This window comes from Streptomyces sp. NPDC037410, assembly GCF_055602235.1.
In genome coordinates this window covers 131238-158001 of the sequence record NZ_JBVJWR010000019.1, presented here as the reverse complement: position 1 = coordinate 158001, position 26764 = coordinate 131238, and the positions used below count along the sequence as shown (strand labels likewise).

The window sequence follows — 26764 nt, the reverse complement described above, 5'->3', positions numbered from 1 at the left end:
CCGTGATGTGACCTCTGTCGCGCAGGTGAACCCTGCGCGACGGGGGAACGGCCGGGACGAAGTAGTCTTGAGTCCATGCCCGAACGCCGTACCGTCGCCCTTGTCACTCTTGGCTGCGCCCGTAACGAGGTGGACTCGGAGGAGCTCGCAGGCCGCTTGGCAGCGGACGGCTGGGAGCTCGTCGAGAACGCCGAGGACGCGGATGTCGCCGTCGTCAACACCTGTGGATTCGTCGAGGCCGCCAAGAAGGACTCCGTCGACGCCCTCCTCGAAGCCAATGATCTGAAGGACCACGGCAAGACCCAGGCCGTCGTCGCCGTCGGCTGCATGGCCGAGCGCTACGGCAAGGAGCTCGCCGAGGCCCTCCCGGAGGCCGACGGCGTCCTCGGCTTCGACGACTACGCCGACATCTCCAACCGCCTCCAGACCATCCTCAGCGGTGGCAGTGTCGAGGCCCACACCCCGCGTGACCGGCGCAAGCTGCTGCCGCTGTCGCCCGTGGAGCGCCAGGAGGCCGCCGCGGCCGTGGCCCTCCCGGGACACGGCGACACCGCCGAGGCCCCCGCCGACCTCCCCGAGGGGATCGCACCGGCCTCCGGCCCCCGCGCCCCCCTGCGGCGCCGTCTGGACACCAGCCCCGTCGCCTCCGTGAAGCTGGCCTCCGGCTGCGACCGCCGCTGCTCCTTCTGCGCCATCCCCTCCTTCCGCGGCTCCTTCGTCTCCCGCCGTCCCTCGGACGTGCTGAACGAGACGCGCTGGCTCGCCGAGCAGGGCGTGAAGGAGATCATGCTGGTCTCCGAGAACAACACCTCCTACGGCAAGGACCTCGGCGACATCCGGCTCCTGGAGGGCCTGCTGCCCGAGCTGGCCTCCGTCGACGGCATCGAGCGCGTCCGCGTCAGCTACCTCCAGCCCGCCGAGATGCGCCCCGGCCTGATCGACGTCCTCACGTCGACCGAGAAGGTCGTGCCCTACTTCGACCTGTCCTTCCAGCACAGCGCCCCGGACGTGCTGCGGGCCATGCGCCGCTTCGGCGACACCGACCGCTTCCTGGAGCTCCTGGAGACCATCCGCTCCAAGGCCCCCACGGCCGGTGCCCGGTCCAACTTCATCGTCGGCTTCCCCGGCGAGACCGAGGCGGACTTCGCCGAGCTGGAACGCTTCATCACCCACGCGCGCCTCGACGCCATCGGCGTCTTCGGCTACTCCGACGAGGACGGCACCGAGGCCGCCACGTACGAGCACAAGCTCGACCAGGACGTCGTCGACGAGCGGCTCGCCCACCTCTCCCGGCTCGCCGAGGAGCTCACCGCGCAGCGCGCGGAGGAGCGCATCGGAGAGACCCTGGACGTACTCGTCGAGTCCTTCGACGAGGAGGACGGCTGGATCGGCCGTGCCGCCCACCAGGCGCCCGAGACCGACGGGCAGGTGGTCCTCACCACGTCCGACGGTACGAGCCCCGACCTGGCCCCGGGCCGTATGGTCAGTGCCAAGGTCGTCGGCACGGAGGGCGTCGACCTGGTGGCCGAGTGTCTTTTCGAGGAGGCGGGCAGATGACCGGAGTCCCGGCATCCGCGACGGGCGGGACCGGAAGGCCGGCGCCCCGCGGCAAGCTGGGCGCGGCGGCCGTCAACCAGGCCAGCCTGTGGAACATCGCCAACATCCTCACCATGATCCGGCTCGTCCTCGTGCCGGGCTTCGTGATCCTGCTGTTCCAGGACGGCGGGCACGACCCGGCGTGGCGGGCCTGGGCCTGGGCGGCGTTCGCGGTGGCCATGATCACGGACGTCTTCGACGGGCACCTCGCCCGGTCGTACAACCTGGTCACCGACTTCGGGAAGATCGCCGACCCGATCGCCGACAAGGCGATCATGGCCGCCGGGCTCATCTCGCTGTCCCTGCTCGGGGACCTGCCCTGGTGGGTGACCGGGGTCATCCTGGCCCGTGAGCTCGGCATCACCTTGATGCGGTTCTGGGTCATCCGGCACGGGGTGATCCCCGCCAGCCGCGGCGGCAAGATCAAGACGCTCGCCCAGGGCACCGCCGTGGGCATGTACGTCCTGATGCTGACCGGGGCGCTTGCCACCCTCCGCTTCTGGGTGATGGCGGTGGCCGTCGTGCTGACGGTCGTCACCGGTCTGGACTACGTACGCCAGGCGATCGTCCTGCGGCGCAAGGGGCTCGCGGCGGAGCGGGCGGCGGGGTCGGAGACGGCGACGCGATGACCCAGGCCGCCCGGGTGCTGGCGCTGCTCGCGGAGCGTGATCAGACGCTGGCCGCCGCGGAGTCCCTCACGGGCGGTCTCGTGGCCGCCGAGATCACCGGAACGCCCGGTTCCTCGGTGTCCTTCCTGGGGTCGGTCACCGCCTACGCGACGACTCTCAAGCACGAGCTCCTGGGCGTCGACGCGGGACTGCTCGCGGAGCGGGGAGCGGTCGACCCCGAGGTCGCGCTGCAGATGGCGGCGGGTGTACGGGACCGGCTCGGCGCCGACTGGGGGATCTCGACGACCGGGGTCGCGGGGCCCTCGGAGCAGGACGGGCAGCCCGTCGGCACCGTCTACGTGGCGGTCGCGGGGCCGGTCGCGACGAGCGCCCGCGCCGGGAAAGTGGTGTCGTTGAGGTTGAACGGCGACCGCGGGGAAATCCGTAGAGAGAGCGTACGGAGCGTGCTGGAACTGCTCCATGAGGAACTCTCGGGAAATGCGCGGGCACAGGATACGGAACACAACGGGGGGAATTGATGTTTGCAGCCCTGAGTGAACACGACATCGCTCCCCGCACGGCCGCAGCGCGAGGCGGTACGGTGGGGCGTGAAGGATGCGGCTACGCGGTCCGAGGAGGGAGCCACCGATGATTCTGCTCCGTCGCCTGCTGGGTGACGTGCTGCGTCGGCAGCGCCAGCGCCAGGGCCGTACTCTGCGCGAAGTCTCCTCGTCCGCCCGAGTCTCGCTCGGCTATCTCTCCGAGGTGGAGCGGGGGCAGAAGGAGGCTTCCTCCGAGCTGCTCTCCGCGATCTGCGACGCGTTGGACGTACGGATGTCCGAGCTCATGCGCGAAGTGAGCGACGAACTGTCGCTCGCCGAACTGGCTGCGTCGGCAGCGGCGAGCGAACCGGTGCCGACACCGGTACGCCCGATGCTCAATTCGGTGTCGGTGACGTCGGTGGCCGGTGTGACCACCGAGCGCGTGACCATCAAGGCGCCCGCGGAAGCGGTGGACGTCGTCGCTGCCTGAACCGAAGTGGGGCGAAGCCCCGGTCGGTGCCCTGTTCGCGGGGCGCTGACCGGGGCTTTTCTCGTTTCCGGTGGGCTTTGGCCGATTCCTCGGTGCTTCTCTGAGATGCCGGGTTCCGGGGTGGCGTGCCATGGTGGGAGGGACGTCCGACTGGGCCGTGTGCGCCGGTTCTGCCACCGGTGCGCCCTCCCGCAGGGTGATCCTGCCGGTCTAGCGTCGACCGCAGGAGGCGGCCATGGTACGGCGACGGGTTCCGCTGGTGACGCTCGCGCTGCTGGCGTGCGGCCTCGCGGCCGGAGGGCTCTGGTGGTGGGCGGTGCTGCGCCTGCTGCTGCTGCCGGGCGAGACCGGGCCGGTCGAGGGGGCAGTGGCCGCGGGCGGCTGGGGACTGAGCCTGCTTCCGGTGCACGTGGCGGCGTCGTCGGGGCGGCGGGAGCCTTCTCGGCCGGGGGTCGCCGCGGTGTCTGCGGGGCGGCGGGAGCCTTCTCGGTCGGGGGCCGCTCCGGTGTCTGCGGGGCGGCGGGATTCGGCGGACTCTTCGGCGTCCGTAGGGCGGGCCGGGGTGCTCGACGGCCGGGCGGTCACCAGGGCATCGCGACGCCGCCGTTGGGGCGGAGGATCTGGCCGGTCGTGAACGCGGAGGCGTCGGAGGCCAGATGCAGGACCGCGTGCGCGATGTCCTCGGCCTCGCCGACCCGCCCCAGCGGAGAGTGACGGACCATCGCGGCCTCGGCCTGCAGTTGGGCGGCCGGCTCGTGGCGGTCCGTCATCGGAGTGCGGATCCAGCCCGGGGCGACCGCGTTGACCCGGATGCCGTGCGGGCCCGCCTCCGTCGCCAGGGTCTTCGTCAACTGGACGACGGCCGCCTTGGTGACGCTGTAGCAGAGCAGGCCCGGGCTCGCGGTGTCCATCGCGCCCGAGGCCATCGTCACGATCGAGCCGGGAACGCCGGAGGCGATCATCGAACGGGCCGCCTCCTGGCACGCGTACAGCACGCCCTTGAAGTTGACGGCGAGGACGCGGTCGAGGTCCTCGTCACGGGTGTCGAGGACGGTGCTCGTGTGCATGATCCCGGCGATCGCGGCCATGACGTGGAGCGGGCCGGCCGCGTGGACGGCCGCGGCGAGGGTGGGGCGGTCGGTGACGTCCAGGGGGTGGGTGTGCGCGGTGCCGCCCTGTCGGGCGATCAGGGCCGCGGTCTCGTCGAGGCCCTTCTCGTCGCGGTCGGCGCAGTGGACGGTGGCGCCGGCCCTCGCGAGGAGGACCGCGGTGGCACGGCCGATGCCGCTCGCGGCGCCCGTGACGAACGCGGTGCGGCCGGTCAGGTCGTATGCCGGGAGGGTGCTCGTCGTCGACGTCATGTCCGGACCGTACGACTGGATCTGACGGGTCGTCAATTGTTGGTGGCGCCTTCGTCGGAGCTTCCGTCGGGGCCCCGCTGACAGCCGGGACACCAGTACGTGACGCGGTCGCCGAGCTCCGCCCTGCGGATCGGGGCGCCGCAGCGGAGGCAGGGCCGGCCCTCGCGGCCGTAGACGTGCAGCGGGGTGCCGGGGCGGCGCGTGGTCGTGGTGCGCCGGTCCGGACGGTCCTTGTTCGCGTCGAGCAGGCGATGGGCCGTGGCGACCAGGCGGGCCGGGACCTCCGGGGCGAGCTCGCCGACCGGGAGCCAGGGGGTGACGGCGGCGAGGAAGGCCAGCTCCGACTTGTACACGTTGCCGATGCCCGCGAGGTTGCGCTGGTCGAGGAGGGCCTCGCCGAGGGGACGCTCCGGGTCGGCGCCGAGCCGCCGCACGGCCTCCTCCGGATCCCAGTCCGGGCCGAGCAGGTCCGGGCCGAGGTGGCCGACGGCACGGGACTCCTCTGCGGTACGGATCAGCTCCAGGACGGGGAGGCGGTAGCCGTACGCGGTGAACGCGGCGTTCCCGAGGATCGCCCGGATCTGGTGCTCCGGGCCGCCGCGCGGGCGCTCCCCGGTGGCGTACACCCGCCAGGCGCCGTCCATCCGCAGATGCGAGTGGAGGGTGAGCCCGCCCTCGATCCGCGCCAGCAGGTGCTTGCCGCGCGGGGTGACGTCGAGGACCGCGCGCCCGGTGAGATCGGCGGTCGCGAACCGGGGCACACGGAGATCCGCACGGGTCAGGACCTGACCGGCGAGCGCGGTGTGCAGGCGCCGCGCGGCCTGCCAGACGGTGTCTCCTTCGGGCACGGGTCCATTGTGGGGGTCAGGCCGTCTTCGCGGTCGGGGGTGCAGGTTCTTCGAGGTCAGGGGCGGAGGTTCTTCGCGGTCAGGGGCGCAGGCGGAGGCCTCTGGGGGTGGCCAGGAAGCCGGCGGATTCCAGGGGGCGGGAGAGGGGGGACGTCAGGGATGTCGTGCCGTTGATCCGCTCCACCGTCACCGTGCCCAGCGTGCCCGCCCTCGCCGCCTCCGCCAGCGCCTCCGCCGCCGCCCTCAGGGACGGGTCCTCCGGGTCCGTCGGCCAGGAGAGGAGCGTCTTGCCGCCGCGCTCCATGTAGAGCGTGAGCTCGCCGTCGACCAGGACGACCATCGCGCCCGCCTTGCGGCCCGGCTTGTGTCCGGCGCCCGTCGGCGGCTCGGGCCAGGACAGCGCCGCACCGTACGCGTTCGCCGGGTCGGCCGCCGCCAGGACCAGGGCGCGCGGGCCCGCCGCCGCCTCGGCGCCCCGGTCGCGGGCCGTCGCCGCCGCCCGCAACCGGTCCACCGCCCCGTCCATCGCGAACTGGGCCGCGCCGAGCCCCTCCACGACGTAGCCGCGGCGGGCCTGCCCGCTGTCCTCGAAGGCGGCCAGGATCCGGTACGTGGCCGAGAACCCGCCCTCCACACCCTCGGCTGCCACCGCGCCCCGCGTGACCACGCCGTGCCGGTCCAGGAGGGTGCGGGCCAGGGCGTGCGCCCGGTGCGTCGGCTCCGGCTCGATCGGGGGCAGCGTCGACCAGCGGCCCGAGACCGTCGGCGGACCTGTCCGGGAGGCGGGGCGGGCCGCGGCGGTCAGCGTGCCGTACCGGCCGCGCGGGATCGTGCGCCGCGCGCGGTGCGCCGTGGAGCCCGCCGTGCGGCCCGAACCGAGGAGCGCGCGCAGCGGGGCGAGGGTGTCGTTGGTGAGCCGGCCCGACCAGGCCAGGTCCCAGAGGGCGTCGGCGAGCTGCGGATCGGTGGCGTCCGGGTGGGTGGTGGCCCGGATCTGGTCGGCGATCTGCCGGAAGAACAGGCCGTATCCGCCGGAGAGGGCCGTCAGCACCGACTCGTGGAGGGCCGACAGCTCCAGCGGGTGCGCGGCCGGGAGGAGCAGCGGGGCCGCGTCCGCGAGGTAGAGCGAGACCCAGCCGTCCTTGCCCGGCAGTGAGCCCGCGCCCGCCCACACGACCTCGCCGGTCGTCGTCAGCTCGTCGAGCAGCGCCGGGGAGTAGTCCCGGACGCGGGACGGCAGGATCAGCTTCTCCAGGGCCGAGGCCGGGACCGGCGCGCCCTGGAGCTGCTCGATCGCGCGTGCGAGGCCGTCGATGCCGCGCAGGCTGTTGCTCCCCAGGTGCTGCCACTGCGGCAGGAACGTGGCGAGGGCCGCCGGCGGCACCGGCTCCAGCTCGTGGCGCAGGGCCGCAAGGGAGCGGCGCCGCAGCCGCCGCAGGACCGTCGCGTCGCACCACTCCTGGCCGATGCCGGAGGGGTGGAACTCGCCCTGGACGACCCTGCCCGAGGCGGCGAGACGCTGGAGCGCGCCGTCGGTGACGGCCGCGCCGAGGCCGAAGCGGGCGGCGGCCTGCGAGGAGGTGAACGGGCCGTGCGTGCGCGCGTGGCGCGCGAGCAGGTCGCCCAGCGGGTCCTTGACCGGCTCGGTGAAGGCCTCGGGCACGCCGACCGGCAGGGCCGTGCCCAGGGCGTCCCGCAGCCGGCCCGCGTCCTCGATCGCCGCCCAGTGGTCCCGGCCGCCGATCCGCACCCGGATCGCGCGGCGGGCCGCCCCGAGCTCCGGCGCCCACCCCGCCTCGGCGCCCCGCTCGGCCAGCTCCTCGTCCGTCAGCGGGCCCAGCACCCGCAACAGGTCGGCGACGCCCTCCACGTCCTTGATCCTGCGGTCCTCCGTCAGCCACTGGAGCTCCCGCTCCAGCTCCGCCAGGACCTCGGGGTCGAGCAGTTCCCGCAGCTCCGCCTGGCCGAGGAGCTCCGCGAGCAGCCGGGAGTCCAGGGAGAGCGCGGCCGCCCGCCGCTCGGCGAGCGGTGAGTCGCCCTCGTACAGGAACTGCGCCACGTACCCGAAGAGGAGCGAGCGGGCGAAGGGGGAGGGTTCCGGGGTGGTGACCTCGACGAGGCGGACGCGGCGGGACTCGATGTCCCCCATCAGCTCTTCGAGGCCCGGGAGGTCGAAGACGTCCTGGAGGCACTCGCGGACGGCCTCCAGGACGATCGGGAACGAGCCGAACTCGCTCGCCACTTGGAGGAGCTGGGCCGCGCGCTGGCGCTGCTGCCAGAGCGGGGTGCGCTTGCCGGGATTGCGCTTGGGCAGCAGCAGGGCGCGGGCGGCGCACTCGCGGAAGCGGGAGGCGAACAGCGCGGAGCCGCCCACCTGGTCGGTGACGATCTGCCCGATCTCACCCCGGTCGAAGAGGGCGTCGGCCGCGCCCACGGGCGCCTTGTCCGGGTCGTACGTCGTGTCCAGGTGCCGGCCCGGGTCGACCGGCTCGTGGTCCAGGAGGTCCAGGCCCATGTCCAGGCCCATCAGGTCGGCGTCCGGCAGGCGCAGCACGATGCCGTCGTCCGCGTGCATCACCTGCGCGTCCATGCCGTACCGCTCGGCGAGCCGCGCGCCGAGCGCCAGCGCCCACGGGGCGTGCACCTGCGCCCCGAACGGCGAGTGGATGACGACCCGCCAGTCCCCGAGCTCGTCGCGGAAGCGCTCGACCAGGATCGTCCGATCGTCCGGCACGTGCCCGCAGGCCTCGCGCTGCTCCTTGAGGTACGCCAGGACGTTCTCCGCGGCCCAGCCGTCCAGGCCCGCGGCGAGCAGCCGCAGGCGCGCGTCCTCGTCCCCGAGGGCGCCGACCTCGCGGAGGAACGCGCCCACCGCCCGCCCCAGTTCGAGCGGGCGGCCCAGCTGGTCGCCCTTCCAGAACGGCAGCCGGCCCGGCACCCCGGGCGCGGGCGAGACGAGCACCCGGTCCCGGGTGATGTCCTCGATCCGCCAGGAGGTCGTGCCGAGCGTGAACACGTCGCCGACCCGCGACTCGTACACCATCTCCTCGTCGAGCTCGCCGACCCGGCCCCCGCCCTTCTTCGGGTCCGAGCCCGCCAGGAAGACGCCGAACAGGCCGCGGTCCGGGATCGTGCCGCCCGAGGTGACGGCGAGCCGCTGCGCACCCGGCCGTCCCGTGACCGTCCCGGCCACCCGGTCCCACACCACGCGCGGGCGCAGCTCCGCGAAGGCGTCCGAGGGGTAGCGGCCGGCCAGCATGTCCAGGACGCCCGTGAACGCCGACTCCGGCAGCGACGCGAACGGGGCCGACCGGCGCACCACCGCCAGCAGGTCGTCCACCTGCCAGGTGTCGAGCGCGACCATCGCGACCAGCTGCTGCGCCAGGACGTCCAGCGGATTGGCGGGGATCCGCATGGACTCGATCGCGCCGGACCGCATCCGCTCGGTGACCACGGCCGCCTGCACCAGGTCGCCCCGGTACTTCGGGAAGACCACGCCCGTGGAGACCGCCCCCACCTGGTGGCCCGCGCGGCCCACGCGCTGCAGTCCGGAGGCGACCGAGGGCGGCGACTCGACCTGCACCACCAGGTCGACCGCGCCCATGTCGATGCCCAGCTCCAGGCTGGAGGTGGCCACCACGGCGGGCAGCCGGCCCGCCTTCAGGTCCTCCTCGACCTGGGCGCGCTGCTCCTTCGACACCGAACCGTGGTGGGCCCGCGCGAGCAGCGGCGGGGCGCCCTGCGCCGCCCCCGACTGCGCCATGACCTGCGCCGGGGGAGCCCCCTCGGGGAGCGGCTCTCCGGTCGCCCGCTCGTACGCGATCTCGTTGAGCCGGTTGCACAGGCGCTCCGCGAGCCGGCGGGAGTTCGCGAAGACGATCGTGGAGCGATGGGACTGGACGAGATCGGCGATCCGCTCCTCGACGTGCGGCCAGATCGACGGCTTGTCCCCACCGTCCTTCCCCTCGGACGCGGGGGAGCCGCCCAACTCGCCCATGTCCTCGACGGGGACCACGACGGACAGGTCGAACTCCTTGCCCGACGGCGGCTGCACGATCTCCACCGCGCGCCCCGGGGAGAGATAGCGCGCCACCTCGTCGACCGGCCGGACCGTGGCCGACAGGCCGATCCGGCGCGCCGGACGCGGCAGCAGCTCGTCGAGCCGCTCCAGGGAGAGCGCCAGGTGCGCGCCCCGCTTCGTGCCCGCGACCGCGTGGACCTCGTCCAGGATCACCGTCTCCACGCCCGTCAGGGCCTCGCGCGTGGCGGACGTCAGCATCAGGAACAGGGACTCGGGCGTGGTGATCAGGATGTCCGGCGGCCGGGTCGCGAGCGCCCGGCGCTCGGCCGCCGGGGTGTCCCCGGACCGGATCCCCACCCGGACGTCCGGCTCGGGCAGCCCGAGCCGCACCGACTCCTGGCGGATGCCGGTCAGCGGCGAGCGCAGGTTCCGCTCGACGTCCACGGCGAGGGCCTTCAGCGGCGACACGTACAGCACACGGCAGCGCTTCTTCGCCTCTGCGGGCGGCGGCGCGGACGCGAGCCGGTCCAGAGAGGCCAGGAACGCCGCCAGCGTCTTGCCCGAGCCCGTCGGCGCGACGACGAGCACGTCGGAACCCGCCCCGATGGCCTTCCAGGCGCCCTCCTGCGCCGCCGTGGGCGCGGTGAAGGCCCCGGTGAACCAACCACGGGTCGCGGGGGAGAACTCGTCGAGCGCGGACCTGACCATGCCCCCCATCGTGCACCCGACCACTGACAACCGTCCGGACCTGGGCGGATCCCGATCGTCGCCGGGCGCCGGCGGGGCGCAGAATGGGGGAATGGCCAGGGGTACGGAGCAGGGCGGCGCGAGCGGGGAACGGGCACGGTACTGGCAGTACGCCGAGCTGCCCGGGGTCGACCTGCTGCACGCCCACTACATCCACAAGGCCTTCGCCCGGCACACCCACGAGAGCTTCGTCTTCGCCGCGATCACCGAGGGCGTCGAGGCCTTCCACTCCCGCGACGAGCTCGTCCACGCCGGGCCCGGGCAGATCGCCCTCGTCAACCCGGACACCCCGCACACCGGGCACGCGGGCGTGCCCGAGGGCTGGACCTACCGGACGATCTACCCCGACGCGGAGATCGTCAGGTCGATCGCCGCCGACACCCTCGCGCTGCGCGGCGAGGCCGGCTTCACCTCGCCCGTCGTCGACGACCCGTACGCCGCGCAGCTCGTCGTCGGCGTCCACCGGGCCGCCGAGGAGGGCAACGCGCTCGCCGCGGACAGCCTGCTGCGCCTGGTCACCGCGCGGCTCCTGCGCAGCCACGGCGGGCTCGTCACCCCGCTCCCGCCCCGCTCGGCGGGCGCCCGGAACGCGGCACGCGCGCGGGAGGTCCTGGAGGCCGGGATGATCGCGCCGCCGACCCTGGAGCGGCTCGCCTCCGACCTCGGCACCAGCCCGTTCGCCCTGCTCCGCGCCTTCCGCGAGACGTACGGGATGCCTCCGCACACCTGGCTCACCGACGCGCGCGTACGACGGGCCCGGCAGCTCCTCGACGCGGGCACACCGCCGGCGGAGGCGGCGGCCGCCGTCGGCTTCACCGACCAGTCGCACCTCAGCCGCCACTTCACCCGCAGCGTGGGGGTACCGCCGGGGGCGTACCAACGCGCGCGGGGTGCAAGAACGTACAAGACCGGCCCGGAAGTCGCGCCGTACCGTTCCTGACGTGGCAGAACAGACAGCTCCTCCCGTCATACGCGACGGCTCCCCGGCCAAGCCCGACGCGGCCGTCGTCCGCGACGCGCTCGGGGTCGGCGTCGCCGTCGGGCTCTCCGGGTTCGCCTTCGGCGTGACCTCGGCGGGCTCCGGCCTCAGCGTCCTCCAGACCTGCGTCCTCAGCCTGCTCGTCTTCACCGGCGCCTCGCAGTTCGCCCTGGTCGGCGCGCTCGCCGCCGGCGGCAACCCCTTCACGGCCGCGGCCGGGGCCTTCTTCCTGGGCACCCGCAACGCCTTCTACGGACTGCGGCTCTCCCAGCTCCTCGCCCTGCCGAAGGCCGTCAGGCCCTTCGCCGCGCACTGGGTGATCGACGAGACCACGGCCGTCTCGCTCGCCCAGCCGTCCCGCCGGGCCGCCCGGATCGGCTTCACCGTCACGGGCCTCACGCTGTACGTCCTGTGGAACGTGACCACGCTCCTCGGGGCGCTCGGCGCCGAGGCGATCGGCGACACCGCGGCCTGGGGGCTCGACGCCGCCGGACCCGCCGTCTTCCTCGCTCTGCTCGCCCCCATGCTTAAGTCCGCCACCGAACGCGCCACCGCCGGGATCGCCGTCCTGCTCGGCCTCGGCCTGCTGCCCGTCCTGCCCGCCGGCGTCCCGGTGCTCGCCGCCGCCCTCGCCGCGCCCGCCGTGCTCTGGGCCCAGGGCCGGCGCACGGCCTCCACCGGACGAGAGAAGGACTCCCGATGAACGTCTGGATCGCGATCGCCCTCACCGTCGCCGGGTGCTACCTCGTCAAACTGGCCGGCCTGCTCGTGCCCGCCGGAGCCCTGGAACGCCCGCTCGTCCAGCGGCTCGCCGCCCTCCTCCCCGTCGCGCTGCTCGCCGCGCTCACGGCCCAGCAGACCTTCAGCGCGGGCGGCGACCTCGTCCTGGACGCCCGGGCCGCCGGACTCGCCGCGGCCGCCGTCGCGCTCGTCCTGCGCGCCCCGTTCCTGGTCGTCGTGGGCGCCGCCGTCGTCGTCACCGCGGGACTCCGGGCGCTGGGCTGGTGACGCCCGTACGGGGCCGGTGCACGCACACCGGCCCCGTACAGACCCTTCCGCCCCGTCAGCCGATCGCGCGGCCGTGTGCCCGGAGGGTGCGCAGTGCCTCGACGGTGGCGATCGGGCGTGCCTCCAGGGCCGAGCCGGGCGCCCAGGCGCCCCGGCGGACAGGCCAGCCGCCGTCCTCCCGCTGGTCGGCTGCGAGCCGGTCGAGCGACCGGGCCATCTCCGTTTCCGTGAACCAGCGCGCGGCCAGCGAGTCCGGCACGCGCGCGTAGTCGTGCGGGTACGGGAGCTCGCCGGGCGCGAACCCGTCCGCGATCCGGTCCTCCTCGGGACGGCCGGGGTCCAGGACGGCCAGCCGCTGCTCACGGACGAGCCGTCCGAGCCGGTCGGCCGCCGCCTCCGCGCGCGGGCGGTCGGGTGCCCCGTCCAGGAAGGCGACGGCCGCCTCGATCTCGTACGGCCGGGCCTTGTCGAGCGACTCCACGGCCGCCCAGCAGAACTCGGTGGCCCGGAACAGCCACGCGTGCCACACCTGGTTGCGGTGCAGCACACCGACGACCGGGCCGGTCGACAGCAGCGCGCTCGGCGGGGAGTCGACGACCGGGAGGAAGGGCGCCGAGGGGTAGCCGCGCTGGGACGGGTGGATCGCCGGGAGCGCCCCGTCGTGCGTCGACACCTCCGTGAGGTACCGGCAGATCCGCTCCACGCGCAGCCCGCCGCAGCGGCCGACGGAGTCCAGGACCCGCAGCCCGTGCGCGGTGTGCAGCGGCTGGCTCACCGGGCCGCGCAGATCCGGTTCGAGCGCGTGTCCGTAGCCGCCGTCCTCGTTGAGGTACGCCATGAGGGCCGTCTCGACCTGGTCCGGGCCACCGCGCAGGAAGTGGTAGGCGAACCGGCGCTGTTCGAGGACGCGGGCCGTCAGCCAGATGAAACGCTCGGCGCGCGCCAGGGGAGTCGAGGGCGGGGAGGAGAGGGGATTTTCGGCCATGCTCCGACCGTAGGGCGGAAAAGCGCGGTGACAAGGCCTGCGGAGCGGGCTGCACTCTTGGGAGCGGGATACTGGTGTCATGCGGTTGACGATTTTCTGGGAGCGGATGGCCGACCACTTCGGTGGGACCTACGCCGAGTCCTTCGCGAGCGACCACGTGATGGCGGAGCTCGGCGGCCGGACGGTACGAGAGGCGCTGGACGCCGGCTGGGAGGCGAAGGACGTGTGGCGTGCCGTCTGCGCGGCCGTCGGCGTACCGGCCGACAAGAGGTGACCGGAAGCCGAACCGCGGGGTGACTGGCGGGGATGTGTGGGGTCCCGGGTGGAATGTCCGTACGGTGCGCGAGACTGGCGGGGTGGCCCCGACTGACGACACCGACAGGACCGAACCGAATGATGTGCCCGACGTGCCCGAAGTGACCGCTTCCGCCGACCCGGCCCCGGAGCCGGCGACGGCCCCCGTGCCCGAGGCTCCCGCGCCCGCCGTTCCCGCGCCTGCCGCCCCCGGGGCCGCCGTTCCCGCGCCAGCCGTTCCCGGGTCCGTCGCAGGGGCCGCGCGGATGCCGCGCTGGCTGCCCCGCGCGCTCGTGCTCGCCCTCGCGCTCTACGCGGTGTTCCTGCTGGGCAACTGGGCCTTCCACCAGCTCGTCGGCCTCCTCGTCAACATCCTGCTGGCCTTCTTCCTCGCCCTGGCCATCGAGCCGGCGGTCGGGCGCATGGCGGCCCGGGGGATGCGGCGCGGCCTCGCCACGTTCCTCGTCTTCTTCGGCGTGGCGGTCTTCGGCATCGGCTTCATGGTCCTCCTCGGCTCGATGCTGGCCGGCCAGATCGTGGACATGGTCGAGAACTTCCCGAAGTACCTCGACTCGCTGATCAACTGGATCAACGGGAACTTCCACACGGACCTCTCGCGCGTGGAGGTCCAGGACAGCGTGCTGAGCTCCGACTGGCTGCAGAAGTACGTGCAGAACAGCGCGTCCGGCGTCCTCGACGTCTCCGCCACCGTCCTCGGCGGGCTCTTCCGGCTGCTCACGATCTTCCTGTTCTCGTTCTACTTCGCGGCCGACGGGCCCCGGCTGCGGCGCGCGCTCTGCTCCGTCCTGCCGCCGGCCCGGCAGACCGAGGTCCTGCGGGCGTGGGAGATCGCGGTCGACAAGACCGGTGGCTATCTCTACTCGCGCGGCCTGATGGCCCTCGTCTCGGGCGTCGCGCACTTCGTGCTCTTCGAGATCCTGGGCGTGCCGTACGCCCCGGCGCTCGCCGTCTGGGTCGGCCTGGTCTCGCAGTTCATCCCGACGATCGGCACCTATCTCGCCGGGGCCCTGCCGATGCTGATCGCCTTCACGGTCAACCCCTGGTACGCGCTGTGGGTGCTCGGCTTCGTCGTGATCTACCAGCAGTTCGAGAACTACATGCTGCAGCCGAAGCTCACCTCGAAGACCGTCGACATCCACCCGGCGGTGGCCTTCGGCTCGGTCATCGCCGGGACGGCGCTGCTCGGGGCCGTCGGCGCGCTGATCGCCATCCCGGCCGTCGCCACCCTCCAGGCCTTCCTGGGTGCCTACGTGAAGCGCTACGACGTGACCGACGACCCGCGCGTCCACGGCCACCGGAGGTACGGCGAGGCGGTCGTGGCGCGGCTGCAGAAGGCCCTGCAGCACAAGAAGTAGGTTCGCTCCGCCGTGCCCCGCCGGCGGTCCCGGGGGCTCCTCCGGAGACCGCGTGGCGCGCTTGACACTAAAATCGAACATCCATTCTCATGGAAGCCCGACCCTTGGAATCACGGGCTTGTCGCCGAGTTGTCCACAGGTCGGAGGGGACGTCGGGGCCCATTGTCAGTGGCAGGGGTTAGCGTCTTTCACATGAAGCGATCGACTCAAGCAAACCGGGTGGAACCCATGGCAGGAACCGACCGCGAGAAGGCGCTCGACGCCGCGCTCGCACAGATTGAACGCCAATTCGGCAAGGGCGCCGTGATGCGCATGGGCGACCGCACCCAGGAGCCGATCGAGGTGATCTCGACCGGATCGACCGCCCTCGACGTCGCGCTCGGCGTCGGCGGCCTGCCGCGCGGCCGTGTCGTGGAGATCTACGGACCGGAGTCCTCCGGTAAGACGACCCTGACCCTGCACGCCGTGGCCAACGCCCAGAAGGCCGGCGGCCAGGTCGCCTTCGTGGACGCCGAGCACGCCCTCGACCCCGAGTACGCCAAGAAGCTCGGCGTCGACATCGACAACCTCATCCTGTCCCAGCCGGACAACGGCGAGCAGGCCCTCGAGATCGTCGACATGCTGGTCCGCTCCGGCGCCCTCGACCTGATCGTCATCGACTCCGTCGCCGCGCTCGTCCCGCGTGCGGAGATCGAGGGCGAGATGGGCGACTCGCACGTGGGTCTCCAGGCCCGCCTGATGAGCCAGGCCCTCCGGAAGATCACCAGCGCGCTCAACCAGTCCAAGACCACCGCGATCTTCATCAACCAGCTCCGCGAGAAGATCGGTGTGATGTTCGGCTCGCCGGAGACCACGACCGGTGGCCGCGCCCTCAAGTTCTACGCCTCGGTGCGCCTCGACATCCGTCGCATCGAGACCCTCAAGGACGGCACGGAGGCGGTCGGCAACCGCACCCGCGTCAAGGTCGTCAAGAACAAGGTCGCGCCGCCCTTCAAGCAGGCCGAGTTCGACATCCTCTACGGCCAGGGCATCAGCCGCGAGGGCGGCCTGATCGACATGGGCGTGGAGCACGGCTTCGTGCGCAAGGCCGGCGCCTGGTACACGTACGAGGGCGACCAGCTCGGCCAGGGCAAGGAGAACGCCCGCAACTTCCTCAAGGACAACCCCGACCTCGCCAACGAGATCGAGAAGAAGATCAAGGAGAAGCTGGGCGTCGGCGTCCGGCCCTCGACGTCGGCCGAGCCGGGTGCGGACGCGGCGGGCGCCGCCGACGCGGCCGGTGCGGACGACGCCGCGAAGAGCGTCCCGGCTCCCGCGAGCAAGACCGCGAAGGCGACCAAGGCCACCGCGGTCAAGAGCTGACCCGGTGACCGGGCGCACCGAATGGCCGGGTGACAGCTCCGACTCGTCGAGGGCCGAGAAGGAGCTGTCACCCCAGGATCCGGCCGAGCGGGCGCGCGCGATCTGCCTGCGCCTGCTCACCGGAAGCCCCCGCACGCGCAAGCAGCTCGCCGACGCGCTGCGCAAGCGGGAGATCCCCGATGAGGTGGCGGAGGAGGTCCTCTCCCGCTTCGAGGACGTCGGCCTCATCGACGACGCCGCCTTCGCCGGGGCCTGGGTGGAGTCCCGCCACCACGGCCGGGGCCTCGCCCGCCGGGCACTCGCCCGGGAGCTGCGCACCAAGGGCGTCGAGCCGACGCTCATCCAGGAGGCGGTGGAGCAGCTCGACTCCGAGCGGGAGGAGGCCACGGCGCGCGAGCTCGTGGACCGCAAGCTGCGCGCCACCCGTGGCCTCGACCGCGACCGTCGCCTGAGACGGCTCGCGGGGATGCTCGCCCGCAAGGGGTACCCGGAGGGCATGGCCCTCAGAGTCGTCCGCCAGGCCCTGGAGGCCGAGGGCGAGGAGACGGACGGCCTGGACGAGCCCTTCTGAGACGAGTCCTTCTGCCGCGGGGGGACAGAAGGACTCGTCCGGTCGGGGTCAGACGTCGGTGGGTGGGGGCAGGACCGGGAGGCCGGCCGACCTCCAGGCCTGGAAGCCGCCGACGAGGTCCGTCGCCCGGTGCAGGCCCAGGCGGCGGAGGGACTCGGCCGCGAGGGAGGAGGCGTAGCCCTCGTTGCAGAAGACCACCACACGTACGTCGTGGTCGGCGGCCTCCGGCGCGCGGTGGCTGCCCTGGGGGTCGAGCCGCCACTCCAGTTCGTTGCGCTCCACGACCAGCGCGCCCGGGATCAGGCCGTCCCGCTCCCGCAGGGCCGCGTAGCGCGTGTCCACCAGGAGTGCGTCACCCGCCTCGTACGCCTCGTACGCGGCCCGGGGCTCGATCCGGTCGAGGCCCGACCTGACCCGTTCCAGGAGTTCGTCGATGCCCACGTGCTCTTCGCTCACTGCCACTCCTCCGGACGCTCGACCTGCTCCAGACGGAGCACCGCGCCCGTCCGGCTGAACCGCCGGATCAGCGGGAGCGGCGGATGGTAGGCGTGCACCGACACCGCGTGGGTGTCCGTGGACTCGTTGAGCACCTCGTGCACATGGTGCTGGCCGAAGGCGCGGCCGGTGCCCTCCGACAGGCGCCGGGAGCGGTCGAGTCCGTCGGCCAGTTCCAGGGTCTTCCAGCCGCTCGCCGGCAGGCGGACCGCGAGCGCGTTCTCGGTCAGGGTGCCACGCGCGGTCGCGAAGGCGCCCAGCGACTCGGCGTGGTCGTGCCAGCCGGTGCCGGTGCCGGGAGGCCAGCCGATGAGCCAGGCCTCGCTGCCGCCGGGGCCGTCGAGCCGCACCCAGGTACGGCCTTCGGGGTCGAGCGGCAGGGAGTCGACGAGTTCCCGGTCGGCCGCCGTACGCCGCACGAAGTCGAGGAGTTCGGACGAGGTCGGGCCGGAGGCGGAGGAGGCGGAGGAGGCGGAGGAGGCGGAGGAGGCGGAGGAGGAGGAGAGGGAGGAGGGGAGCGGGGTGGTGACGTGTTGAGGCACGGTGACCGTCCTGAGATCGCGAAAGAGCGCGCGACGGCGCACGGCGCACGGGCGTGCGTCAGTGGCGGGGCGCGCGGGGGCAGGGCGAGATCAGCAGGACGGGCGACACACGCAGCCCGCATAGCGGAGCAGGTCCATATGGACCCTCCGCCACAGGCGCACATCGGTGTCGGTCACGCTCCGGAGTACACCATGCGCGCCTGCGTGAATCAATGCATGTCCGCCGTGTGGTCGCTCGCCACGGGCGCCTCCGCGGCCTCCTCGGCGGGATCCTCCGCGGCCGCGCCGCCGCGGGCCGCGTCCGCCGCCGCGTACAGCTCCTCCGGGCGGACCCCGGAGAAGGCGGCGACGAGGTGCCCGTCGGGCCGTACGAGCAGGACGGCGTGGGCCGGGGCCCCCGGATAGGCCTCCGTCACCAGCACCTCGGCCTTCACCGGGAGCGCCTCGACCGCCTCTTCGAGCCGGGGCATCACCCCCGCGGTGCGCCAGTGGCGCCGGTCCCACACGCCGGTGCCGGGGGCGACCAGGAGGACCAGGAGGCGGCCCTGGCCGAGCCGGTCCCTGAGCCGTACGGTCGTGCCGTCGGGGGCGGTCACCCGGACGTCCTCGACCGGGGCGCCCGCCGGGGTGCCCACGGGCGTCTGTCCCTCGGTGTACGGGGGCGCGAGGGGGGAGTGGGGGTACGCCGGGGGCGCGCCGAGCGGGCCGCGCCCCACGTGGCCGTCGGTCAGCAGGGCGTCATGGCCGCGGCCGGCCCCGGGGAGGTACGTCCGCAGGCCCCCGCCGCCGCGCAGCACCGGCAGCGACTGGTCCGCGGCGCGCAGCCGGGTCGCGACGGCCGTCCGCCGCTCGCTCTGGTAGCTGTCGAGCAGCCGGTCCGAGCCGCCGTGGTGCCAGGTGTGGGCGAGTTTCCAGGCGAGGTTGTCCACGTCCCGCAGGCCCTCGTCGAGGCCCTGGGTGCCGACCGCGCCGAGCAGGTGTGCCGCGTCCCCGGCGAGGAGGACCCGGTCGACCCGCCAGCGGCGGGCGAGCCGGTGGTGCAGGGTGTGGACGCCGGTGTCGATGAGTTCGTACGGGGGCGTCATGCCGTCGCACCAGCCGGCCAGGGTCTCGCGGATGCGCGCGACCAGCGCGTCCGGCGTGACCAGGTCGCCGCGGGGCGGCAGCAGCCAGTCGATCCGCCACACCCCGTCGGGCAGCGGGCGGGCGGTGATCTCCTCGGCGGCGCCGCGCCACGGGGGCTGACGGTGCAGCAGGGCCTCGCCGGGCCACGGGAGTTCGGTGCGCAGCGCCGCGACCGCGTGCCGCTCGACCGCCGTGCGGCCGGGGAAACGGATGCCGAGCAGCTTGCGTACCGTCGAGCGGGCGCCGTCGCAGCCGACGAGGTGGCTGCCGCGCCACCAGGTGCCCTCGGGGCCGCGGGTGTGGGCGACGACGCCGTCCCGGTCCTGCTCGATGGTGTCGAGCCGGGACTCGGTGACGAGCCGGATCAGCTTCTGCCGGGAGATGGCGTCGCGCAGTCCGCGGGCCAGGGCGTGCTGGGGGATGTGCAGCGGGGCGGCCGGGGAGGCGGGCGCGTCGGGGTCCTCGGACCATTCCTCCGTGCCGCCGAGCCCCAGGTCGAGGGTGAGCCGGCGCACCTCCTGGCGGCGGCGCATGCCGCGCCAGCCGATCCAGCGGACACCCTCGTCACGGAGGGTCGTGCAGCCGAGCCGCTCGACCATCGCGGCCATGTCGGCCCGCAGGACGACGCTCCGCGCCGGGCGGGGCTCCTCCTTGCCGGTGCCCTCGTCGAGGACGACGCTGGGCACGCCCTGCGCGGCGAGCGCGAGGGAGAGCGCGAGGCCGACCGGCCCCGCGCCCACGATGATCACCGGGTCCACGGCGCGGCTCCTGTAGGCCGGACGGTCATGGGGGCAGCACAGCTGAGTGTGGCACGGGCCCGGTGGTTGATCACAGACCGTATGCAACCCACTGAGGGTGCCCGCGTCAAGCGACGGGGTGGGCGCGGTGCGGCTGACCTGGGATCAGTACCGCTCCGGCCCACCCCGAGGGGCTTGTCTGACCATTTCTGGCAGCTCCGGCCCGCGGACCTTCTGGTCGTCAGGCGCCGCTGACGGCTTCCGACTTCACGTCGGCGGCTCCCGCCTGGGCGGGGAGGGTCACCGAGGGGGACTTCCTGCCCTGCCGCAGCCGCTTCTCGAGACGGCTCGCGAGGGTGGTGAGGAGGAAGTTGAGGGCGATGTAGAGGAGCGCGATGACCACGAGGGTGGCGATCGTGTTCGCGCCGTAGTTGGCCGTGATCTGCCGGTTCTGGCTGAGCAGCTCTCCGAAGCCGAGCAGGGCGCCGCCGAGCGCGGTGTCCTTGACGATGACGACGAGCTGGCTGACCAGGGCCGGGAGCATGACGGTCACGGCCTGCGGCAGCAGGACGTACAGCATGGTCTGGCCCTTGCGCATGCCGAGCGCGACGGCCGCGTCGCCCTGGCCGCGGGGCAGGGTGAGCACGCCGGCCCGGACGACCTCGGCGATGACGGAGGCGTTGTAGAGCACCAGGCCGGTGACGACCGCGTACAGCGGGCGGAAGTCGGAGCTGACGGTCGTGAACTCCCGGTAGACCTGGTGGGCGAACATCATCAGGAGCAGGACCGGGATGGCGCGGAAGAACTCCACGACCGCGCCGACGGGCACGCGTACCCAGCGGTGGTCGGAGAGCCGGCCGATGCCGAGGGCCGCGCCGAGCGGCAGCGCGATGACGATGGAGAGCGCGGCGGCCTTGAGGGTCTCGGTGAGGCCGGGTAGCAGGTACGTCGTCCAGACCTTGGAGTCGGTGACGAACGGGCTCCACTTGTCCGCGTCCAGCTGGTGTTTGGCGTTCAGGGCGTCGAGCACCCACCAGCCCACCAGGGCGAGGACCGCGAGGAAGACGATCGTGTAGACGACGTTGCGCCGCTTCGCGCGCGGGCCGGGGGTGTCGTACAGGACGGAGCTCATCGCTTCACCGCCAGTCGCTTGGCCGCCCAGCCGAGGACCAGGCCGGTGGGGAGGGTGAGGACGATGAAGCCGAAGGCGAAGATCGCGAAGACGGTGAAGAGCGCGTCGGTCTCGTTCTCGAGCATCGTCTTCATCAGGAGCGAGGCATCGGCGGCGCCGATCGCGGCCGCCACCGTGGTGTTCTTGGTGAGGGCGATCAGGACGTTGGCGAGGGGGGTCACCGAGGCGCGGAAGGCCTGCGGGAGGATCACGAGCCGGAGGACCTGGGTGAAGCTCAGGCCCAGCGCGCGGGCGGCCTCGGCCTGGCCCGGCGGCACGGTGTTGATGCCCGAGCGCACCGCCTCGCAGACGAAGGTGCCGGTATAGGCGACGAGCCCGAGGACGGCGAGGCGGAAGCCGATGTCCTCGAAGCTTTCCGCGCCGAGCGTGATGCGCAGGGTCTGGTTGAGGCCCAGCAGGCAGGCGACGAGGACCACCGTCAGCGGAGTGTTCCGGACGATGTTGACGTACGCGGTGGCGAAGCCCCGCATCAGCGGGACCGGGCTGACCCGCATGGCGACCAGGGCGGTGCCCCAGACCAGCGAGCCGATCGCCGAGTAGAGGGCGAGCTGAGCCGTCACCCAGAAGGCGCCGAGCAGGTCGTACTGCCCGGAATCAAGAAAGTCGAACACGATGCCCCGCGCTCTCCCCTGGTGGTCGGTCGGTGTGGAGGCCGCCGCGTGGGCGGCGGCCGGTGCCGGTGCGACGGCCGCCCGAGTGCGGGGCGGCCGTCACGGCGTCGTGCGGGGTGGGTCAGTTCTGGACCTTCGGCGCGGCCTCGTACTTGTAGCCGGAGGGGCCGAAGTTCGCCTTGACGAGCTTCTCCCAGGTGCCGTCGGAGACCATCTTCTCCAGCGCCTTGTTGATCTTGCCGCGCAGCTCGTCGTCGCCCTTCTTCAGGCCGATGCCGTAGTTCTCGTCGCTCATCTTCAGGCCGACGAGCTTGAACTTGCCCTGGAGCTCCTTCTGCGAGGCGTAGCCCGCGAGGATCGAGGCGTCCGTGGTGAGGGCGTCGACGGCCTTGTTCTCCAGGCCGGTGAGGCACTCGGAGTAGCCGCCGAGCTGCTGGAGGTCGGCCTTCGGGGCGAGCTTCTCCTTGACGTTCTGCGCGGAGGTCGAGCCGGTGACCGAGCAGAGCTTCTTGGAGTTGAGGTCCTCGACCTTGGTGATCGACTTGTCGTCGGCGCGGACGAGGAGGTCCTGGTGGGTCAGGAAGTACGGACCCGCGAAGTCGACCTCCTTCTTGCGCTTGTCGTTGATCGAGTAGCTGGCGACGACGAACTTCACGTCACCGTTCTTGATCAGGTTCTCGCGCTCGGCGCTCGGCGCCTGCTTCCAGTCGATCTTGTCCTCGGAGTAACCGAGCTCCTTCGCCACGTACTTGGCGACGTCGACGTCGAAACCGGCGTACGTGCCGTCCGGGGTCTTCAGGCCCAGGCCCGGCTGGTCGAACTTGATGCCGATGGTGATCTTGTCGCCGTTGCTGCCGGAGTCGGAGCCGCTGCCGCAGGCCGTGGCGGTCAGGGCGAGGACGACGACGGCCGCGGCGGCGGCGGTGCTGCGAAGCTTCATGGAGGAAAGTTCCCTTGAGTAGGCGTGAGTGGGGAAGACTAGGTCGTCAACTCGCTCAGTGGTGAAGGATTTTGGACAGGAAGTCCTTGGCCCGGTCACTGCGCGGGTTGCTGAAGAACTCCTCGGGTGTCGCCTGCTCGACGATCTTTCCGTCGGCCATGAAGACGACGCGGTTGGCGGCGGAGCGCGCGAAGCCCATCTCGTGGGTCACGACCACCATCGTCATGCCGTCCCGGGCCAGCTGCTGCATGACCTCCAGGACCTCGTTGATCATCTCCGGGTCCAGGGCCGAGGTCGGCTCGTCGAAGAGCATGACCTTCGGGCCCATGGCCAGCGCGCGGGCGATCGCCACGCGCTGCTGCTGGCCGCCGGAGAGCTGGGCGGGGTACTTGTCCGCCTGCGTGCCGACGCCGACCCGGTCGAGCAGGGCCCGGGCCTTGGTCTCGGCGGCCTTCTTCTCCGTCTTGCGGACCTTGATCTGGCCCAGCATCACGTTCTCGAGCACCGTCTTGTGCGCGAAGAGGTTGAACGACTGGAAGACCATGCCGACGTCGGAACGCAGCCTGGCGAGCTCCCGGCCCTCCTGCGGCAGCGGCTTGCCGTCGATGGTGATGGTGCCGGAGTCGATGCTCTCCAGCCGGTTGATCGTGCGGCACAGCGTCGACTTGCCGGACCCGGAGGGTCCGATGACGACCACGACCTCGCCGCGGGTGATCGTCAGATCGATGTCCTGGAGGACATGCAGTGCGCCGAAGTGCTTGTTCACGTCGGACAGTACGACCAGGTCGTCCGCGGCACGCGGGGTGGCCTCGGGACTCTTGGACACTGACTCTCCGCTCATCGGCTTTTTGCTCCGTCCTCCTCGGTTGGGGAGGACACTAGAGACCCGATGTGACGACCGTCATCACATCTGAGCGGAAATTGAGGATAACGATACGGCCGCAATCGGGCACAGAGTGTGAAGGGTGACGGCCGGGCCGTACCGGGTCCATAACGGAAACCCCGGCGTAACAGGGGGACACTTGACTGTGACACCCATGTTCGGTGTTCATGCCCTGGTGGCACCTGGTACACAGAGAGCCGCCATCGACAGTCACCCCAAGATCACGAAGCAATCTTCACGGAGGAGGTACGCATGCGACTGCTGCTCGTCGAGGACGACGACCACGTCGCCGCCGCACTCTCCGCGATCCTCGCGAAGCACGGCTTCACGGTCACCCACGCCCGCAACGGCGAGGAGGCCCTCCACGCCGTCCTGCCCACCGCGCAGGGCGAGCGTCCCTCGTACGGGGTGATCCTGCTCGACCTCGGACTGCCCGACCAGGACGGCTACCAGGTCTGCGGCCGCATCCGGAAGCTCACCGCCACCCCGGTGATCATGGTGACCGCGCGCGGAGACGTGCGCTCCCGGATCCACGGGCTCAACCTCGGCGCCGACGACTACGTCGTCAAGCCCTACGACCCCGGCGAGCTCCTCGCCCGGATCCACGCCGTCAGCCGGCGCCGCGCCGGAGCCGAGGAGACCGCGGGGACCGCGGGCGCCGCCGAGGGAACCGTGCTGCGGCTCGGCTCCGTCACCGTCGAACTGCCCACCCGCCGGGTCAGTGTCGACGGCGAGAGCGTCCCGCTCACCCGCAAGGAGTTCGACCTCCTCGCCCTCCTCGCCCAGCGGCCCGGCGTCGTCTTCCGCCGCGAGCAGATCATCAGCGAGGTCTGGCACACCAGTTGGGAGGGGACCGGCCGCACCCTGGAGGTGCACGTCGCCTCCCTGCGCTCCAAGCTGCGCATGCCCGCCCTGATCGAGACCGTACGGGGCGTCGGCTACCGCCTCGTCGCTCCCGCGGCGTAACGCCGGACGGCTCCCGACGTGCGCACCCGACTCCTTCCGCTGCTCATCGTGCTGATGGCCGGCGTGCTGCTCGCCCTCGGCTTCCCGCTGGCCGCCAGCCTCGCCGCGGCCGAGCAGCAGCGGGTCGTCGTCGACCGGCTCGACGACGCCGCGCGCTTCGCCGCCCTCGCCCAGTTCGTCAGCGAGAGCAGCCCCGGCACCGACGAGCGGCGCGCCACGCTCAGCGGCGAACTCGCCAGCTACCACGACGTGTACGGCATCCGCGCCGGGATCTTCTACCGCGACAACCGCGCCATGACCGCCGCCCCCGAGGACTGGGCCGTCCCGTACGCAGGAGAGGGCAGGCGCGCCTTCAACGAGGCACTGCTCGGCCGCCGCAGCCACGACCCGCTGCAGGTCTGGCCCTGGCAGGGCCACGCACGGCTCACCATCGCCTCCCCCGTCGTCCGCGACGGGGACGTCGTCGCCGTCGTCGTCACCGACTCGCCCACCGGACAGCTCCGCTCCCGCATCCTGCGCGGCTGGCTGCTGATCTTCGCGGGCGAGGCCGCCGCGATGCTGCTCGCCGTCGGCGCCGCCTTCCGGCTCACCGGCTGGGTCCTCCGACCGGTCCGGGTCCTCGACGCCGTCACCCACGACATCGCCACCGGCCGGATGAAATCCCGCGTCGCCGCCACCGGCGGACCGCCCGAACTGCGGCGCCTCGCCCACTCGTTCAACGAGATGGCCGACAACGTCGAGGACGCGCTCGAACAGCAGCGGGCCTTCGTCGCCGACGCCTCCCACCAGCTGCGCAACCCGCTCGCCGCGCTGCTCCTGCGGATCGAGCTCCTCGCCCTGGAGCTCCCCGAGGGCAACGAGGAGATCGCCTCCGTACGGACCGAGGGCAAGCGCCTCGCCCAGGTCCTCGACGACCTCCTCGACCTCGCGCTCGCCGAGCACGCGGCCGCCGAGCTGCGGCTCACCGACGTCGGCGCGCTCACCGCCGAGCGGGTCGCGTCCTGGCACCCGGTCGCCGAGGACAAGGGCGTCACGCTGACCGGGGAGTGCGGGGCGGTCACCGCCTGGGCCGACCCGGTGGCGCTCTCCAGCGCCCTCGACGCGGTGATCGACAACGCGCTGAAGTTCACCCCCGCGGGGGAGGAGGTCACGGTCACGGTCGCCTCGGACCGGTCGACCGTCGCCGTCGTCGTCGCCGACCAGGGGCCGGGCCTCACCGAGGAGGAGCTCGGCCGCGTCGGCGACCGCTTCTGGCGCTCCGGCCATCACCAGAACATCAAGGGCTCGGGCCTCGGCCTCTCCATCGCGCGCGTCCTGCTCACGGCGGGCGGCGGAGGCGTGACCTTCGCCCCGAACGAGCCGCACGGGCTCCGGGTGACGGTCACGGTCCCGCGCCACGCACCAGAACGCTAGGGCCTGTCTGGCGGATCATGGCCGGGGCCGCCGGACACCCCCTAGGGCTTCACCGACTGGTAGTAGCGGCGGGCGCCGTCGTGGAGTTTCAGGGGCTCGGTGTAGACGGCGGTGCGCAGGTCCACCAGCTGGGCCGGGTGGACCTGGCGGCCGATCCCGTCGCGGCTCCTGATCACCGTACGGGTGAAGCCCTCGACCAGGTCGTCATCGGCGTCCACCGTGGTGACCAGGAGGTTCGCCACCGCCAGGGTCTCGATCGGCCGGCCGTCCTGCGCCTTGTCGTACGCGTCCGCCGGGATCACCCCCGACCGGTAGTAGCGGGTCGAGTCGCCGGCCTCGTGCAGCCGGTCGACCAGCGGCCCTTCCAGCGGGATCAGCCGGATCGGAAGGCGCTCGGACAGCTTCTGCACCGCCTCGGTGGGCAGTCCGCCGGACCAGAAGAAGGCGTCGAGCTCGTCCCGTTCCATGAGCCCCGGCATCGTGTCGATGCCCGCGGAGACCGGCCGGACGTCCAGGTCCGGGGTCAGGCCCGCCGCCGCGAGGACCCGGTCGGCGATCAGCCGCACGCCGGAGCCGGCCTGGCCGACCCCGACCCGGAGCCCGCGCAGGTCCTTGACCGTCCGCACCGAGGAGCCCTTGCGCACGACGAGCTGGACGTAGTCGTCGTAGAGGCGTGCGCAGCCGCGCAGCCGCTCGAAGCCGGGCCTGCGCTCGCGCTGGTACTGGGCCACCGCGTCGGCCGTCGCGACCGTGAAGTCGGCCTCGCCCGTGGCGACCCGGGCCAGGTTCTGCTGGGAGCCCTCGCTGTCCTTGAGCGTTATCGACACCCTGGGCAGGTCCTGCGCCAGGGCGCTCTTGAGGAGCTGCCCGTACTGCTGGTAGACGCCGGTGGGGACACCCGTACTGAACGTGACCGAGCCGCTCGGGGCGGGGGAGCCGAACGGAACCAGCCACCACACCAGCACCCCGCACAGCGCGAGCAGCGCGGCCGCGACCGCGAGGACACGGCGGCGGGCGGTACGGGAGAGTGCGGCGGGCATGCCTGCGATCCTGCCAGGTCGCCGGTGCGTCT

At 72.6% G+C, this 26764-nt stretch carries 26 protein-coding genes; 13 read left to right on the top strand and 13 right to left on the bottom strand.

Annotated elements, in window-relative coordinates; genetic code table 11:
• The first annotated feature begins 75 nt into the window (after positions 1-75).
• From rimO to ACZ7HT_RS28420, 4 genes are all read left to right on the top strand, one after another.
• A complete protein-coding gene (gene rimO / locus ACZ7HT_RS28435; RefSeq protein WP_471171155.1) occupies positions 76-1557 on the top strand; it encodes a 30S ribosomal protein S12 methylthiotransferase RimO in 1482 nt (493 codons plus the stop codon).
• Entirely contained in the window at positions 1554-2225 is a 672-nt protein-coding gene (pgsA, locus tag ACZ7HT_RS28430) for a CDP-diacylglycerol--glycerol-3-phosphate 3-phosphatidyltransferase (RefSeq protein WP_471171154.1), read from the top strand. Before rimO ends, pgsA begins: the two co-directional genes overlap by 4 nt.
• On the top strand, positions 2222-2743 hold the full coding sequence (locus tag ACZ7HT_RS28425) for a CinA family protein (RefSeq protein ID WP_471171152.1): 522 nt from the start codon (positions 2222-2224) through the stop codon (positions 2741-2743). Before pgsA ends, ACZ7HT_RS28425 begins: the two co-directional genes overlap by 4 nt.
• A gap of 109 nt (positions 2744-2852) precedes the next feature.
• On the top strand, positions 2853-3236 hold the full coding sequence (locus ACZ7HT_RS28420; RefSeq protein ID WP_471171151.1) for a helix-turn-helix domain-containing protein: 384 nt from the start codon (positions 2853-2855) through the stop codon (positions 3234-3236).
• Between the two features lie 581 nt (positions 3237-3817).
• On the opposite strand, the gene ACZ7HT_RS28415 is transcribed toward ACZ7HT_RS28420, so the two are convergent.
• From ACZ7HT_RS28415 to ACZ7HT_RS28405, 3 genes are all read right to left on the bottom strand, one after another.
• Positions 3818-4597, bottom strand: a complete 780-nt coding sequence (locus ACZ7HT_RS28415) for an SDR family NAD(P)-dependent oxidoreductase (RefSeq protein WP_471171150.1) — start codon at positions 4595-4597, stop codon at positions 3818-3820.
• Between the two features lie 32 nt (positions 4598-4629).
• The gene (locus ACZ7HT_RS28410) at positions 4630-5445 is read right to left on the bottom strand and encodes a DNA-formamidopyrimidine glycosylase family protein (RefSeq protein ID WP_471171149.1); all 816 of its coding nucleotides are present in this window, start codon (positions 5443-5445) and stop codon (positions 4630-4632) included.
• Between the two features lie 79 nt (positions 5446-5524).
• Positions 5525-10174 carry an Lhr family ATP-dependent helicase gene (locus ACZ7HT_RS28405; RefSeq protein ID WP_471171147.1) on the bottom strand — a complete coding sequence of 1550 codons (4650 nt, stop codon included), beginning with the start codon at positions 10172-10174 and terminating at the stop codon, positions 5525-5527.
• 91 nt (positions 10175-10265) lie between these two features.
• Here ACZ7HT_RS28405 and ACZ7HT_RS28400 point away from each other — a divergent pair, with 91 nt between their 5' ends.
• From ACZ7HT_RS28400 to ACZ7HT_RS28390, 3 genes are read left to right on the top strand one after another with little or no spacing between them, the layout of a single operon-like run.
• On the top strand, positions 10266-11153 hold the full coding sequence (locus ACZ7HT_RS28400) for an AraC family transcriptional regulator (RefSeq protein WP_471171145.1): 888 nt from the start codon (positions 10266-10268) through the stop codon (positions 11151-11153).
• A gap of 1 nt (position 11154) precedes the next feature.
• Positions 11155-11895: an AzlC family ABC transporter permease gene (locus ACZ7HT_RS28395; protein ID WP_471171143.1), complete on the top strand. Its 741-nt coding sequence runs from the start codon at positions 11155-11157 to the stop codon at positions 11893-11895.
• The gene (locus ACZ7HT_RS28390; protein WP_471171141.1) at positions 11892-12200 is read left to right on the top strand and encodes an AzlD domain-containing protein; all 309 of its coding nucleotides are present in this window, start codon (positions 11892-11894) and stop codon (positions 12198-12200) included. The genes ACZ7HT_RS28395 and ACZ7HT_RS28390 overlap by 4 nt, the downstream gene beginning before the upstream one ends.
• Positions 12201-12255: 55 nt before the next feature.
• Here ACZ7HT_RS28390 and ACZ7HT_RS28385 read toward each other — a convergent pair whose 3' ends face one another.
• Positions 12256-13185, bottom strand: a complete 930-nt coding sequence (locus ACZ7HT_RS28385) for a hypothetical protein (protein ID WP_471171139.1) — start codon at positions 13183-13185, stop codon at positions 12256-12258.
• Between the two features lie 79 nt (positions 13186-13264).
• On the opposite strand from ACZ7HT_RS28385, the gene ACZ7HT_RS28380 reads away from it, so the two are divergent.
• The 4 genes from ACZ7HT_RS28380 (at position 13265) to recX (ending at position 16788) form a co-directional block, all read left to right on the top strand.
• Positions 13265-13459 (top strand): DUF3046 domain-containing protein, encoded by a 195-nt coding sequence (locus ACZ7HT_RS28380; RefSeq protein ID WP_471171137.1) that lies wholly within the window; start codon positions 13265-13267, stop codon positions 13457-13459.
• A gap of 286 nt (positions 13460-13745) precedes the next feature.
• On the top strand, positions 13746-14855 hold the full coding sequence (locus tag ACZ7HT_RS28375; protein ID WP_471171135.1) for an AI-2E family transporter: 1110 nt from the start codon (positions 13746-13748) through the stop codon (positions 14853-14855).
• A gap of 228 nt (positions 14856-15083) precedes the next feature.
• On the top strand, positions 15084-16217 hold the full coding sequence (recA, locus tag ACZ7HT_RS28370) for a recombinase RecA (protein WP_471171133.1): 1134 nt from the start codon (positions 15084-15086) through the stop codon (positions 16215-16217).
• A gap of 4 nt (positions 16218-16221) precedes the next feature.
• Entirely contained in the window at positions 16222-16788 is a 567-nt protein-coding gene (recX, locus tag ACZ7HT_RS28365) for a recombination regulator RecX (RefSeq protein ID WP_471171131.1), read from the top strand.
• Positions 16789-16836: 48 nt separating this feature from the next.
• On the opposite strand, the gene ACZ7HT_RS28360 is transcribed toward recX, so the two are convergent.
• From ACZ7HT_RS28360 to ACZ7HT_RS28325, 8 genes are all read right to left on the bottom strand, one after another.
• The gene (locus ACZ7HT_RS28360) at positions 16837-17244 is read right to left on the bottom strand and encodes a rhodanese-like domain-containing protein (protein WP_471171129.1); all 408 of its coding nucleotides are present in this window, start codon (positions 17242-17244) and stop codon (positions 16837-16839) included.
• Complete coding sequence (locus ACZ7HT_RS28355; RefSeq protein ID WP_471171127.1) at positions 17241-17825, bottom strand: cupin domain-containing protein; 585 nt, start codon at positions 17823-17825, stop codon at positions 17241-17243. Before ACZ7HT_RS28355 ends, ACZ7HT_RS28360 begins: the two co-directional genes overlap by 4 nt.
• Before the next feature lie 90 nt (positions 17826-17915).
• A complete protein-coding gene (locus ACZ7HT_RS28350) occupies positions 17916-17987 on the bottom strand; it encodes a putative leader peptide (RefSeq protein ID WP_310851512.1) in 72 nt (23 codons plus the stop codon).
• Between the two features lie 47 nt (positions 17988-18034).
• The gene (locus ACZ7HT_RS28345; protein ID WP_471171125.1) at positions 18035-19708 is read right to left on the bottom strand and encodes an FAD-dependent monooxygenase; all 1674 of its coding nucleotides are present in this window, start codon (positions 19706-19708) and stop codon (positions 18035-18037) included.
• A gap of 220 nt (positions 19709-19928) precedes the next feature.
• Positions 19929-20819, bottom strand: coding sequence for an amino acid ABC transporter permease (locus ACZ7HT_RS28340; protein WP_471171123.1), 891 nt, complete (start codon positions 20817-20819; stop codon positions 19929-19931).
• On the bottom strand, positions 20816-21490 hold the full coding sequence (locus ACZ7HT_RS28335; RefSeq protein ID WP_471171121.1) for an amino acid ABC transporter permease: 675 nt from the start codon (positions 21488-21490) through the stop codon (positions 20816-20818). Before ACZ7HT_RS28335 ends, ACZ7HT_RS28340 begins: the two co-directional genes overlap by 4 nt.
• 121 nt (positions 21491-21611) lie before the next feature.
• A complete protein-coding gene (locus tag ACZ7HT_RS28330; protein ID WP_471171119.1) occupies positions 21612-22430 on the bottom strand; it encodes a glutamate ABC transporter substrate-binding protein in 819 nt (272 codons plus the stop codon).
• Between the two features lie 55 nt (positions 22431-22485).
• The gene (locus ACZ7HT_RS28325) at positions 22486-23271 is read right to left on the bottom strand and encodes an amino acid ABC transporter ATP-binding protein (RefSeq protein ID WP_471171117.1); all 786 of its coding nucleotides are present in this window, start codon (positions 23269-23271) and stop codon (positions 22486-22488) included.
• 294 nt (positions 23272-23565) lie between these two features.
• On the opposite strand from ACZ7HT_RS28325, the gene ACZ7HT_RS28320 reads away from it, so the two are divergent.
• A complete protein-coding gene (locus tag ACZ7HT_RS28320) occupies positions 23566-24279 on the top strand; it encodes a response regulator transcription factor (protein WP_471171115.1) in 714 nt (237 codons plus the stop codon).
• A gap of 18 nt (positions 24280-24297) precedes the next feature.
• Positions 24298-25692 carry a sensor histidine kinase gene (locus ACZ7HT_RS28315; protein WP_471171113.1) on the top strand — a complete coding sequence of 465 codons (1395 nt, stop codon included), beginning with the start codon at positions 24298-24300 and terminating at the stop codon, positions 25690-25692.
• A 41-nt stretch (positions 25693-25733) separates the two neighbouring features.
• Here the strand turns inward: ACZ7HT_RS28315 and ACZ7HT_RS28310 are convergent, their stop codons facing one another.
• On the bottom strand, positions 25734-26732 hold the full coding sequence (locus tag ACZ7HT_RS28310; RefSeq protein WP_471171111.1) for a TAXI family TRAP transporter solute-binding subunit: 999 nt from the start codon (positions 26730-26732) through the stop codon (positions 25734-25736).
• Positions 26733-26764 lie beyond the last annotated feature (32 nt).